General features: G+C 71.0%; 8 protein-coding genes and 2 tRNA genes. 8 read left to right on the forward strand and 2 right to left on the reverse strand.

The features are described from left to right. Nucleotides 1-170 precede the first annotated feature (170 nt). Complete coding sequence (locus O3438_RS27100; RefSeq protein ID WP_269682469.1) at nt 171-701, forward strand: M48 metallopeptidase family protein; 531 nt, start codon at nt 171-173, stop codon at nt 699-701. Nucleotides 702-902: 201 nt separating this feature from the next. Beyond that, nucleotides 903-1511 carry a hypothetical protein gene (locus O3438_RS27105; protein ID WP_269682470.1) on the forward strand — a complete coding sequence of 203 codons (609 nt, stop codon included), beginning with the start codon at nt 903-905 and terminating at the stop codon, nt 1509-1511. Nucleotides 1512-1766: 255 nt separating this feature from the next. On the opposite strand, the gene O3438_RS27110 is transcribed toward O3438_RS27105, so the two are convergent. After that, nucleotides 1767-3056: a zinc-dependent metalloprotease gene (locus O3438_RS27110; RefSeq protein WP_269682471.1), complete on the reverse strand. Its 1290-nt coding sequence runs from the start codon at nt 3054-3056 to the stop codon at nt 1767-1769. A 115-nt stretch (nt 3057-3171) separates the two neighbouring features. Here O3438_RS27110 and O3438_RS27115 point away from each other — a divergent pair, with 115 nt between their 5' ends. The 6 genes from O3438_RS27115 to O3438_RS27140 all read left to right on the forward strand — a co-directional run bounded on the left by O3438_RS27115 (nt 3172) and on the right by O3438_RS27140 (nt 9265). Further along, nucleotides 3172-4185 (forward strand): YlbL family protein, encoded by a 1014-nt coding sequence (locus O3438_RS27115; RefSeq protein ID WP_269682472.1) that lies wholly within the window; start codon nt 3172-3174, stop codon nt 4183-4185. Nucleotides 4186-4281: 96 nt separating this feature from the next. Next, the gene (locus tag O3438_RS27120; protein ID WP_269682473.1) at nt 4282-7281 is read left to right on the forward strand and encodes a UPF0182 family membrane protein; all 3000 of its coding nucleotides are present in this window, start codon (nt 4282-4284) and stop codon (nt 7279-7281) included. Nucleotides 7282-7466: 185 nt separating this feature from the next. After that, entirely contained in the window at nt 7467-7976 is a 510-nt protein-coding gene (locus tag O3438_RS27125; RefSeq protein ID WP_269682474.1) for a SigE family RNA polymerase sigma factor, read from the forward strand. 10 nt (nt 7977-7986) lie between these two features. Continuing rightward, a complete protein-coding gene (locus O3438_RS27130) occupies nt 7987-8910 on the forward strand; it encodes a hypothetical protein (RefSeq protein WP_269682475.1) in 924 nt (307 codons plus the stop codon). Between the two features lie 85 nt (nt 8911-8995). Next, a tRNA-Met gene (locus O3438_RS27135) sits at nt 8996-9069 on the forward strand. Nucleotides 9070-9191: 122 nt separating this feature from the next. Beyond that, nucleotides 9192-9265: transfer RNA gene (locus tag O3438_RS27140), tRNA-Met, on the forward strand. 105 nt (nt 9266-9370) lie between these two features. Here the strand turns inward: O3438_RS27140 and O3438_RS27145 are convergent. After that, nucleotides 9371-13141: a S8 family serine peptidase gene (locus O3438_RS27145; RefSeq protein WP_269682476.1), complete on the reverse strand. Its 3771-nt coding sequence runs from the start codon at nt 13139-13141 to the stop codon at nt 9371-9373. Nucleotides 13142-13187 lie beyond the last annotated feature (46 nt).

Consider the following 13187-nt stretch of genomic DNA (forward strand, 5'->3'; position numbering starts at 1 on the left):
CGAAGGGTGACGAGATGGCTCGGCGACGTCGCTGTCAAGAAATTTTCCGGACTCCTGGCGACCAATCACCACTTTCTGGGCGCGTGTCGTGCGGTTGACTCTTGCGGACCCCTGGTCAGTACGCATTAGCTTTCCTTCGTGACACGTAGCCGAGGCTGCGCGGGCCAGTGATGGCGGGGACGCGCAAGCCGGTCGTCGAGGTGCGGCGCAGCCAGCGCCGACGACGCACGGTGTCCGCGTACCGTGACGGTGAGCGCGTGGTCGTCCTCATCCCGGACCAGTTCTCCCGCGCCGAGGAGAGCGAGTGGGTCGACCGGATGCTCGCCCGGCTCGCTGCCCGGGAGGGGCGCCTGGCCCGCTCCGACGCCGAGCTGCTGGCCCGGGCCACCCGGCTCATCGACCTCCACCTCGCCGAGTACGCCGCGAAGGCGGTGCCGGCCAGCGTCCGCTGGGTGACCAACCAGAACGGTCGGTGGGGGTCCTGCACGCCGGCCGACCGCAGCATCCGGATTTCGCACCGGGTCCAGGAGATGCCCGACTGGGTGATCGACTACGTGCTGCTGCACGAGTTGGCGCACCTCATCGTGCCCAGCCACAACGCCCGCTTCTGGGCGCTGGTCGGCCGCTACCCCAGGGCGGAGCGCGCGCGGGGCTACCTCGAAGGTGTGGCCGCCGCCTCCTGCGCTCCCGTCTCCACCTGACCCCGCCCCTCGCGGAGCCCTTGGGACGCCCCGTCGAGCCTTTCGTGCGCCGCGGTACCGCGACTTCAGTAAAGCCGAGTCGATCACGCGGCCCAGTCGCGTCAGGGTGCTCCCCGGTCGGCCCGAATGGTCCGGGTCGATGGTCGGGGCGGCTCGCACCGAGCGAGGTGGCACTGCGGGGCGAGGCGCTAGGGTCGGTGGGTGGCACGACGGGTGGTAGTGGCGTTGCTCGGGCCGGTCCAGTGGTCGCCGCCGGGCGTCGACCTGGCGGAGTGGCGGGCGGCTCTCGCGGAAGACGTCATCGACCTGCTCGCCACGCTCAACGAGGTGGAGATCGCGGTCGCGGTCACCCCGGCCGACCGGGCCCTGGCCGACGCGTTGGTCTGGCCCGGGACGACCGTGTACGAGGTGGCCGAGCCGACGCCGAACGCGGTGTTCGCCGCGCTGGAGGGCTACGACCAGGCGGCGGTGCTGGTCGGCGACGTTCCGGACCTGCCCGCACTGACCGTCGGCAAGCTGCTGCGGCCGCTCACCACCCGACCCGTCGCGGTGGCCCCGGTCGACGGCGGTGGCCCGGGTCTGCTCGGTGTGGCGGTGCGGCTGCCCGTGCCGGGCTGGGTGCCCCCACTGGACCTGGACACGGCGACGCCGGCGGACGTGCGGTCCGGTGCTCCCCGGCCCGGGGACGTCGCGGTCACCGCCGGTTGGCGACGGCTGCGCGGTCCGGCCGACCTGGCCACGCTGGACCCGGCTTTCGAAGGGTGGGAGGCGACCCGCGCCCTGCTCTCCGGCTCAGGCCGCCCCGCCTGACACCAACCAGTCAGCCCTCGGCAAGCCGGGACGGGACTGGCCTGCCATGTCGACGTGCTGGTGAGCGGTATACCGCAGAGGCATAAATATGACTCTCAGGTATACCGGTCATCACCGCAGCCGCCCCGACGGAGGTGACCGACGGGCACCGCCGGCCGTGGCTGCGTTCGGACCTCGACGGTGACATGCGCACCGGGCGCCCGCCACAACGCGCGGACGCCCGGGTCGACGCTCAGGCGTCAGGGCTCAGCAGGTTCACGCCTTGGTGTCGCCGTCGCCGTCGGTCTCGTCGGGCTTGCCGGGGGCCTTCTCCTCGACCCCACCGGGTGCGGTGAAGTCGAAGCTGTCCAGCTCGCTGAGGTCCATGTCGTTCATGGCGAAGGCGACCGGGTCGGCGAAGTCGTCGTCCGAGGGGAGCAGGTCCGGGTGCCCCCAGACGGCGTCGCGACCCTCGATGCCGCGGTGCTGGGTGAGCGCGGCCCAGAGCGCGGCGGCCTCGCGGAGCCGGCGCGGACGCAACTCCAGGCCGACGAGCGCCGCGAAGGTCTGCTCGGCGGGCCCGCCGGCGGCCCGGCGACGGCGGAAGGCCTCGCCCAGCCGGACGACGTTGGGCAGCCGGTCGCTGGCGGCGCTGTCCACGACGTGGCACACCCAGCCCTCGACCAGGGCGAGCGCGGTCTCCAGTCGGGCCAGCGAGGCCTTCTGGGCGGGGCTGTCCTCCGGAGTGAAGATCCCCTCCAGGGCGATCGCCTGCATCGACTCCGGGTCGGTCGGGTCGACCCGGCCCATCGCCTCCTCGATCGCCTCCCGGTTGACCCGGATGCCCGAGGCGTACATCTCGACAGCGCTGAGCACGTGCCCGCGCAGCCACGGGACGTGCTGGAAGAGCCGCTGGTGGGCGGCCTCACGCAACGCCACGTAGAGGCGGACCTCGTCCTCGGGAAGCTCCAGACCCTCGCCGTACGCCCGGATGTTGGCCGGGATCAGCGCGGCCGTGCCGGCCGGGCCGAGCGGCAGCCCGATGTCGCCGGCGGAGAGGACCTCCGCGGCGAGCGAACCGAGGGCCTGGCCGAGCTGGCCGCCGAAGAGCGCGCCACCGAGGGTGGCCACCATCGACTGCATCGGGCCGAGCTGGGCGCGGGCCTCGGGCGGCACCAGGTCGCCCATCGCGCCGACCATCCGGCTGGCGACCGGGTCGCAGAGCTTGCGCCACACGTCCAGCGTCTTGAAAATCCACTCGTTGCGGTTCCAGGCGACCGGCGACTGGATGCCCGACGGCCACGCCGAGGCCGGCTCCAACCACAGGTCGGCCAGGCGCAACGCCTCCTCGACCGCGTTGCGCTCAAACGGTGACACCGCCGGGTCGCCGGCGGCCGCGAGCTGGCTGGCCGCTACCTGCCGAGCCAGGTCCCAGTTGACCGGCCCGCTGCCCGGCGAGGAGAGCAGGTGCTGCATCTGCGACATGAACTGCTGCATCTGCGCGGGATCGTTGGGGTCTGGTGGTTGCCCACCCGGGAGCGCGAAACCGAACGGAATATCAGGCACGACGTCTACGGTACGCGGGCCGCGCCCCTGGTAGCCGCCGCTGGCGTTGCGCTGAGGGCGAAGTCGCGTGGCGCATCCGGTGGGCGGCGCCCGGCCGGTCGGTACGCTCTGCGGCATGAGACGTCGCGGCCTGACGGTCCTGCTCGGTGCCCTGTTCACCGCCCTGCTGAGCATCGGGGTGCTCCGGGTTCCGATCCCGTACGTGGTGCTCGGGCCCGGTCCGACGGTCAACACCCTGGGCACGGCCGACGGCAAGGAGGTCATCCAGATCTCCGGGCGGGAGACCTCGACCTCGGCCGGGCAGCTGCGGCTGACCACGGTGGGTGTGCAGCCCACGGTGCGGCTGCGGGGAGCGATCGCGGGATGGTTCTCCGACGACGAGGCGGTGGTGCCGCGGGAGCTGGTCTACCCGCCCGGGGAGTCGACGGAGCAGGTCGAGCAGCGTAACGCCGAGGACTTCAAGGCGTCGCAGACCAGCGCGGAGACCGCCGCACTGCGGGAGCTGGGCTTCCCGGTGCAGGTGGTCATCAAGACGGTGGCCGGGGACGGCCCGGCCGCCGGGGCGCTGAAGGCCGGCGACGTGATCACCTCGGTCGACGGTCAGCCGGTGCCGGTGGCCGCGAAGGTGACCGAGCTGGTCCGGGCCAAGCCCGTCGGCACGGCGTTGACCATCGGCTACACCCGCGACGGCGTACCGGCCACCGTCTCGGTGACGAGCCGGGAGCAGGACGGCCGACCGCGCATCGGTGTCGAGATCGACCAGCAGCAGCCGCACCCGTTCACCCTCGGCATCGACCTGGAGGACATCGGCGGCCCGAGCGCCGGTCTGATGTTCGCCCTGGGGATCGTGGACAAGCTGACCCCGGCGGATCTCACCGGTGGTCAGGTCATCGCCGGCACCGGCACCATCGACGACGAGGGCGCGGTCGGCCCGATCGGTGGGATCGCCCAGAAGCTGGTCGGCGCGAAGCGCGCCGGGGCGAAGGTGTTCCTGGTTCCGGCGGACAACTGCGCCGAGGCGGTCCGCAATCCCCAGCCGGATCTGCCGCTGTTGCGGGTGGGCTCGTTGGACGAGGCATTGACCGCTCTGGAGACGTTGCGCGGGGGCGGCCAGCCGACCCGTTGCTGACCGACGTGACCGTGCCCCGACACGTTCAGGATCACCCCGTACTCTGGGTGCCTGGTCGGAGCCGATCACATCGAGCGTGCGGAGCCAACAGTGGTCATGCGTAGCAGCAGCCCCCTTCCGAGGATGAGCCGGCGCGGGCGCGTCACCATCGCCGTCCTGGTCGGGGTGTTCGTGCTCTTCACCCTGCTCGGGTGGGGTGTCCAGGCGTGGACCGACTGGCTGTGGTTCGACGAGGTCAGCTACACCGAGGTCTTCACCGGAGTCCTGCTCACCCGGCTGGTGCTGTTCCTCGCCGTCGGGCTCGGCATGGCGGTGATCGTCGGCGGCAACCTGTGGCTGGCCCACCGGCTCCGTCCGCGGCTGCGCCCGCACTCGGTGGAGCAGGCCACCCTGGAGCGCTACCGGATGGTGCTCAGCCCGCGACTCGGCACCTGGATCGCGTTGACCGCCGCGGTGGTCGGTCTCTTCGCCGGCCTCTCCGCGCAGAACCGGTGGAACCAGTGGATGCTCTTCCGCAACGGCGGTGACTTCGGGATCAAGGACCCGGAGTTCGGGGTGGACATCGGCTTCTACGTCTTCCAGCTGCCGTTCTGGCGTTACCTGCTCGGCGTCGCCTTCACCGCTGTGGTGCTGGCGGTGATCGGCGCGCTCGCGGTGCACTACCTGTTCGGCGGGGTCCGCCTCCAGGGCGTCGGGGACCGGATGAGCAACGCCGCCCGCGCGCACCTGAGCAGCCTGGTCGCTGTCTTCGTGTTGCTGAAGGCCATCGCGTACGTGCTGGACCGGCGGGCGATGCTGCTGGAGTACAACGAGGGCGTCAAGCTGTACGGCGCCGGCTACGCCGACGTCAACGCGCTGCTGCCGGCGAAGGAGATCCTGGCCTACATCTCGATCGTGGTGGCGATCGCGATCATCGTCTTCTCCAACGCCTGGATGCGGAACCTGGTCTGGCCGGGCATCTCGCTGGCGCTGCTCGGCGTCTCCGCGGTGGCCATCGGCGGCATCTACCCCTGGGCGGTGCAGACCTTCGAGGTCAAGCCGAGCGCGAAGGACAAGGAAGCGCCGTACATCCAACGCAGCATCGACGCGACGCGGGCGGCGTTCGGGCTGGGGGCCACCGAGACGACCCCGTACGCGGCGAACAACCTCACCCCACCGGCGAGCCTGGTCACCGACACGTCGGTGGTGCCGAACGTGCGGCTGCTCGACCCGCAGCTGGTCAGCGAGACGTACACCCAGCTCCAGCAGGTGCGTGGCTTCTACGACTTCGGCCCCAAGCTGGACATCGACAGGTACGGGGTGAACGGCAAGGTCTCCGACTACGTGGTCGGCGTCCGGGAGATCAACTACGGCGAGCTGACCGACCAGCAGAACACCTGGATCAACAGGCACACCGTGTACACCCACGGGTACGGGCTGGTGGCCGCCCCCGCCAACCAGGTGGTCTGCGGCGGGCAGCCGTTCTTCGTCTCCGGCTTCCTCGGCGAGAAGACCCAGGAGGCGTGCTCCTCCCAGACCGAGCAGATCCCGGCCAAGCAGCCGCGGATCTACTACGGCGAGCGGATGGCGGCGGACGACTACGCGATCGTCGGGCAGTCCGACCCCAACAAGAAGGCCGAGTTCGACAGGCCGGTCGGTGAGGGTGGCGGCGAGTCCTACACCTACACCGGCGAGGGCGGTGTCGAGATCGGCTCCTTCGCCCGGCGCCTGCTGTACGCCATCAAGGAGCAGGAGTCGAACTTCCTGCTCTCCGAGGCGGTCAACAAGGACTCCAAGCTGCTCTACGTGCGTAATCCCCGGGACCGGGTGGAGAAGGTGGCGCCGTTCCTCACCCTGGACGGTGACCCGTACCCGGCGGTGGTGGACGGTCGGGTGCAGTGGATCGTCGACGGTTACACAACGGCGGCCAGCTACCCGTACGCCGAGCGGGTCAACCTGCAGACCGAGACGACCGACGAGTTGACCAACCGGGGCACGTTCCAGCTGGCCCGGGAGAACGTGAACTACATGCGTAACTCGGTGAAGGCGACTGTCGACGCGTACGACGGCACCGTGACGCTCTACGAGTACGACGACACCGACCCGGTGCTCAAGGCCTGGAACAAGGCGTTCGGCGGTGACCTGATCCAGCCGAAGGCGGACATCCCGGTAGAGCTGAACGAGCACTTCCGCTACCCGGCGGACATGTTCAAGGTGCAGCGCAACCTGCTCACCAAGTTCCACGTGACCAACCCGGGCGACTTCTACTCGGCACAGGACTTCTGGCAGGTGCCCAACGTGCCGGACGCTCCGGACAGCGGGCAGAAGCAGCCGCCGTACTACCTGTTCACCCAGTTCCCGGGCCAGGACAGCCCCCGGTTCCAGCTCACCTCGGCGGTCACCCCGAACGGCCGGCAGAACCTCGCCGCGCTGATCTCCGGGTCGTACGTCGACGGGAAGCCCCGGCTGGAGGTGCTGGAGCTGCCGGACCAGACCCGGATCTCCGGCCCGGTCCAGGTGCACCAGCAGATGACCAACAACGCCAACATCCGTCAGCAGCTCAACCTGCTGTCCAGCAACCAGGCGCAGGTGCAGTACGGCAACCTGCTGTCGTTGCCTTTCGCCGACGGCATGCTCTACGTCGAGCCGGTCTACGTGAAGAGCAACCAGCAGGACGCGTACCCGCTGTTGCAGAAGGTGCTGCTCTCGTACGGTGACGGTGGCTCCTTCGTGGCGCTTGCCGACAACATCAACGACGGCATCAAGCAGTTGGTCGAGCAGGGTAAGAAGGCCGGGCAGGGCGCCCCGCCGACTCCGCCGCCCGGGGGCAACCCGACGAGCCCGACGCCGACGCCCACGCCCAGCGGGGCCGCCACGCCGACGCCCACGCCGAGCGCGGGCACCCCGCCGCCGACCGGTGACCTGGCCGCGGCGGCGGACCGGGTGCAGACCGCGATCAGCGAGGTGAGGGCGGCGCAGACGTCCGGTGACTTCGAGCGGTACGGGCGTGCGCTCAAGGCGTTGGACGAGGCGCTGACCGCGTTCCAGCAGGCGCAGCAGGCCGCCAACCCGGGTGGTGGCACGTCCCCGAGTGGCAGCCCGAGCGCCGGCGGCTGATCCACCACCGGGAGTCGTCTCGGAGCCCCCGTCGTCGGACCGCAACGGTCCGCACGGCGGGGGCTCCGCCGTGTCCGGAGACGCGCCCCGCCTGTCACCTCACCGACAGCTGCCGCAGGCCCGCAACCTGGGACAACGCTCCACCGTCCTCATTTGCAACGGGGTGGGGACGAGGGGGAGCAGCAGTGAGGGATGCGCAGAGCTTCGACGACTTCTACCGCAGCACCGCGCGGCGGATGGTGCGGTACGGCTACGCGGTCGCCGGTGACCACAACGAGGCACAGGATCTGGTGCAGGAGGCGTACACCCGGGCCTGGCGACAGTGGGGGCGGTTGTCCGAGCATCCCGCGCCGGAGGCCTGGCTGCGGCTGGTGGTGGCCCGGTTGGCGACCGACCGTTGGCGGCGGCTGCGCACCCTGCGCGGCGCGCTGCGGACCGCCGGGCCCCCGCAGTCGGTCGCGCCGCCCAACGAGGACAGCGTGCTGCTGGTCCAGGCGCTGCGTCAGGTGCCGGCGACCCACCGGCAGGCGTTGGCTCTGCACTACCTGTTCGACATGCCGGTCGACGAGATCGCCCGTGAGGTGGGCGTACCCGTCGGCACCGTGAAGTCCTGGCTCTCCCGCGGCCGGTCCCGACTCGCCGCCCTGCTGCCCGATCTCGCCGACGTGGAACTGGAGGCCAGCGATGTCGCGTGAACTGTCAGAGATGTATCGGTCCCTCGCCGCCGACGCGGACACCCGTGCGCTGGCCGTCCCGGACGTGTTGCGGCACCAGGCCGACCGTCGGGCCCGTCTCCGTGCGACAGGTGGCGCCCTGGCCGTGGCGTTGGTGGCGGGCGGCGTGGTCATCGGTAGCCAGGTGGTTGCCGTCCCGGCGACGAAGACCGTACCCCCGCCGGCCGGCACGCCGACGGTTCCCTCGCCCCCGGTTTCGCCGACGCCGGACGCGACGGCCGCTCCACCGTCGCCGTCGGTCCCGCCGACGGCGCCGAGCCGCCCCCCGGGCACGGCGTCGGCATCGCCGAGGGTCACCAGCGCGGCACCACCTCGTACGCCGACCAGCATCCCGGATCGGGCGTTCTTCGCGCTCGCGCCGGCCAACCAGACGGGCATCGCGCCGGAATTCCGGGACCTGGCCGTGCTGCCGGGCCTGTGTGGCGCACGCGTTTCGAGCGAGGCGGTGGTGCAGCGCCGAACCCGGCTCCTGATCTACAAGCTGCCGCAGCACCCCGCTGAGGGGTACGTCCCGGACGGCACCTACGCGCACTCCATCACCATCTATCGGGCCGGACGCGCCGACGACGTGCTGGACGAGCTGCGGGAGGCGGTGCGGAACTGCCCCGAGCAGAAGTGGCCGGGCGGCGACACACCGTCGCGGAGCACTCAGCGGCTGCTTGCCGACAGCGGGTACGGCGACGAGTCGGTGCTGTTCGAGGTGCGCAGCCCAGGTCAGGACATCAACGGCGATCCGACCGGCGTGGAGGACGTGCGGCTGGTCCGGGCGATCCGGATCGGCGACGTGGTGACGATTCTCTGGGAGCAGGGCTGGGAGAACACCTCCAGCCAGCGCGCCCAGGTCGACGCGGACAGTCGCCGCGCGGTCGCCGCCATCCGAGCCTGGCTCGACTGACGTCGGCGTGGCCGGAAGCTCCCTCGGCGGATTCGGATGTCGTTTTGCGGGGCCCGGGGGTGGTGCGCTACGGTTATCGAGCCGACGCGGGGTGGAGCAGCTCGGTAGCTCGCTGGGCTCATAACCCAGAGGTCGCAGGTTCAAATCCTGTCCCCGCTACGAACGAAAGCCCGTCTCCGGTTCGCCGGAGGCGGGCTTTCACCGTTCCGGGCATCGTCCGGCACCGCTCGGTGACCCCGCTGATCATCGTCGGCACGGATGAGCTAGTCTTAACAGGCCGACGCGGGGTGGAGCAGCTCGGTAGCTCGCTGGGCTCATAACCCAGAGGTCGCAGGTTCAAATCCTGTCCCCGCTACAACTGAGAAAAGCCCGACCCCACCTGGGGTCGGGCTTTTTGGTGCCCGTCGTGCGGGCAGGACAGCGCGGGGGGCCGGTGCCGCCGGCACCGGCCCCCCGCGTCCTACCGAAGGCCGAAGGCCCGCGTGACGGTCTGGGTGACGCCGCCACCGTTGCGCTGTTCGGCGGTGACCCGGATCGACACGAAGTCGGCCCGCTGCGGCGCGTTCACTGACACCCGCCAGGTGCCCTGCTTCTCCTTCAGGTCCTGCCGCTGCCAGGTCTTCCCGTCGTCGTAGGAGACCTCCAGTCGGAGCGAGGACACCCCGTCCCGGGCCGCGGTGCTGCCCTCCACCACGGGGGTGATCGAGAATTCGCTCCCACGCTTCGCCCGACCCGTGACGTCCACATCCGTGCCGTAGTCCAGTTGGACCAGCGGGACGGCCTGTACCTCCCCGCTCCAGCCGGAGATGAAGCGCCACTCGGTGTGCGTGGCGGTCGAGTACGGGCTGAACTCCGGATTGCCGGTGGTCTCGACGACCAGCCGGTACGGCGTCTTCTCCGGCGACAACTCACCCGCGCCGATCTCCGGCCAGCCGTCGAACCGGGTCAACTGCTTGTCACCCTGGTAGAACGTGGCGACCTGGGACATCCTGGCCCCGCCGCTGTGCGCGGCCCCCGCATCACCGAACCCCTGGATGTAGGCGCTCATGCCGGTCTCACCGCGGAACGGGATCTCGGTGCTGAGCATGCGTGGCCGGGTGATGGGCCCGAACCAGCGGTCCTTCTGCACACTGCCCGGCCGGTAGGCGATCGCGTCCGTGTTGGACCGCGCCCAGTCGGCGACGTCCGCGTACTGCATCCACCTCACGCCGTCGCCCGCGGAGACCCAGTCGGTACGGCGACCCGGCGCCACCGGCTGGAACGGGAAGGAGCGTGCCGCACCGTACTCGTACGGCGGGAAGTCGACCCGGCTCTCGCTGGACTGCTTCCCCGGGGGAGGGGAGAAGGTGAGATCGATCCGTGCGAGGTCGCGGGGACCGGTCTTGGCGGAGGGATCCGTGGGCACCCCGCCACTGTGGTAGTCGACAAGGTCGTACAGGTACGTCGCGAAGGGGTGGGCCACGATGGCCAGCCGTACCGGTTTGCGGCCGGCGGTGATCTTCTGGATCAACGCCTCGCCCTGGTCCGTGGTCACCGAGGCAACCGGGATCTGACCGGTCGTCACGCCGTCGGGGTTGCCGTACCAGTCACTCTTGCGGCCGGCGCGGTCGTTGACCACGAGGAGCATCGCCGCACCGGCGGCGTACGCCGCCGCTGCCTGGTCGGTGGGGGTCACGGAGTCGGTGCCGCGGACGACCACGGCCCTGCCCCGGGCGGGCACACCCGCGTAGTCGGCAGCCGCGCCGACGCCCGCGAAGACGGCGTCCAGGCGCGACGTGCCGGCGGGCAGTGCCGACGAGCCAGGCTGCGCGAGGGGGTCGCCGAGGCCGCGGCCGTCGTAGCTGATCGCCAGTGGCGTCTGCGCGGCGCGGATCCGGGTGGTCAGGACGAAGCTGCCCTTCCTGACCTTGCCCTTGGTCGGGAGCGCCCACAGGCTGTCGTAGGTCTCACCGGGCCAGAAGGTCTCCTTCAGGGCACTCCAGTCGGTCGGCGTCGGCTCGGCGGAGGTGAAGGACCGGTAGACGTCGATCCGGCTGTTGACGACGGCGGTCGGCTGCGGTGTCGCCACCTTCACCTGGCGGGCCCCTGCGGCGTCGAGTTCCACGACCCGGTCGCTCGTCAGGTCGACCTCGGGGGCGGTCAGCATCGCGAGGCCGAGGGAACTGGGGCCGTTCACACCCTCCACGTCCGTCGCAGCGACGACGGTGTACGAGCCGGGGGCCAGGCGGCTGGTGAGCTTGCCGTCCGGAACCCACATGAAGGTGGAGCCCGTCTCGGCGCTGACGACCTCGACCTCGCCGCTCACAGGTCGACCGGCGCGGTCCTTCAGGTGGATGGTGAGGTCGTACTTCTTGGACTCGACGGCGACCCCGACGGCCGTGTGGACCTCCCCGGTCGGGGAGCGGGCCGTGACCTGGGCGGAGTACCGCCCCGGCGCGAGGCCTTCCGGGTCCACCACGACGTCGACGGTGGAGGCGCCGTGAGCGGGCACCGTGACGCTGTCGACCGTCGCCGTGAACGTCCGTGCGGAGGAGGCCCCGTGCTCGACGGCGAGAGCCAGGGTGACCGGAGCGGCGGTGGTGTTGGTGTACGTGATCTTCCGGGTGATCGGCTGTGGTGCGGTGCCGGGAGCCCACCGGACGAGGCCGGCGTCCACCGAGCCGGTCGCGACGACCTGGTCCTGGTGGTAGGCGGCGGCCACGTTCAGTCGACCACTGCCGGCCTGGTACGCGGTGTAGTCGGGTGTGCGGACGCTGGTGCTCATCAGGGCGTCCTTGATCTGCCGCGCGCTCCAGGTCGGGTGTTTCTGCACCAGCAGGGCAGCCGCCCCGGCGACGTGCGGCGCGGCCATCGAGGTGCCACTGTCCAGACGGTAGTAGCCCTCACCCCATCCGATGTGCTGCGAGCGTGCCGCCAGCACGTCGACACCGGGGGCGGTCATGTCGGGTTTGAGGGCCTCGTCGTTGGCGCGCGGCCCGACGCTGGAGAAGTCGGCCAGGTGGTCGGAGGTGTCCACCGCGCCGATGGTGAGCGCGGCGTCGGCGGTGCCCGGCGCGCCGAGGGTGTACGGGTCGGGGCCGCTGTTGCCGGCGGCGACGACGAAGAGCGCGCCCGTCTCGGCGGTCAGCTGGTTCACGGCCTGGCTCAGCGGGTCGTCCTCGGTGTGCCACGCGCTGACACCGAGGCTCATGTTGATCACCTTGGCGCGCTCGGTCCGCGCGGCCCACTCCATGCCCGCGATGATCCCCGAGATCGAGCCGCTTCCGTTCTCGTCGAGGACCTTGCCGATCACCAGGTCGGCGTCGGGAGCGACGCCCCGTTCCTTACCGTCCGAGGCCGCGCCGGTCCCGGCGACGGTGGAGGCGGTGTGGGTTCCGTGCCCATTGTGGTCGATGACGTCCTGGCCCGGAATGAAGCTCCGGGACGCCACCACCTGGTCCACGAGGTCGGGGTGGGTGGTGTCCACGCCGCTGTCCAGGACGGCGACCCGCACCCCGCTGCCGGTGCCTCCGGCCGCCCAGGCCGCCGGAGCGCCGACCTGCGCTGTGGTGTCGGCGAGGGCGGCCTTCGCCTTGCCGTCGAGCCACACCCTGTCGACGCCCGCGGTGAAGGAGGGGACCGAGGTGGCGGCACGGCGGGCGGCCGTCGACTGTCCACCGCCGGTGAGCGCCGACCAGAAGTCCGTCGCCTGTGACCGGCGGGTGCGGATCGCCTCGCCGCGGACCGAGGGAAGCTCCAGCGTGGTCTGCGCGCCCGGCAGCGTGGCGCTGGCCCGGCGGGTGGCCGAGCCTGCGGCGCGGGTGACGATCAGGGGAAGTTCGCTGGTCCGCGCGTCGTCGAAGCCCTGCGCGATCAACTGGGTGACGTCGAAGAGTTGCTTGTCGAGTCGGCCGGTTGCGAGGTAGGGCGTCGCCTCGTCGGGGTACACATAGGTGTCCCCGTCCTCGGTGGCGACGCGCACGGCGCCGGTGGCGCCGGGCGGGCGTGTGACGTCCACCGAGGGGGTCGCGCCGTTGACGCCCGGGGTCACCGTCACCCGGTCGCCGGTGATCAGGGTGACGGTGACAGGTGCGCGGTGGGCGGTGCCGGTGGCGGCGGGTGTCGCCGGTGGCGGTGGAGCGCCGTGCGCGGCCGTCGGGGTGAGGAGAGCGGCGACGAGGGTGACGCCTACCGCTGCCGCCGCAGATCTTCGGGTGCGAGAGATCCGCGCACTGTTCGCAGAGTTGACCATGGATGAGATCCGATCACCTCCGGAGATTCATGTAAAGATCATCATC

The sequence above is a fragment of the Micromonospora sp. WMMC250 genome (assembly GCF_027460215.1).
In the GTDB taxonomy this organism is placed as follows: Bacteria; Actinomycetota; Actinomycetes; order Mycobacteriales; family Micromonosporaceae; genus Micromonospora; species Micromonospora taraxaci.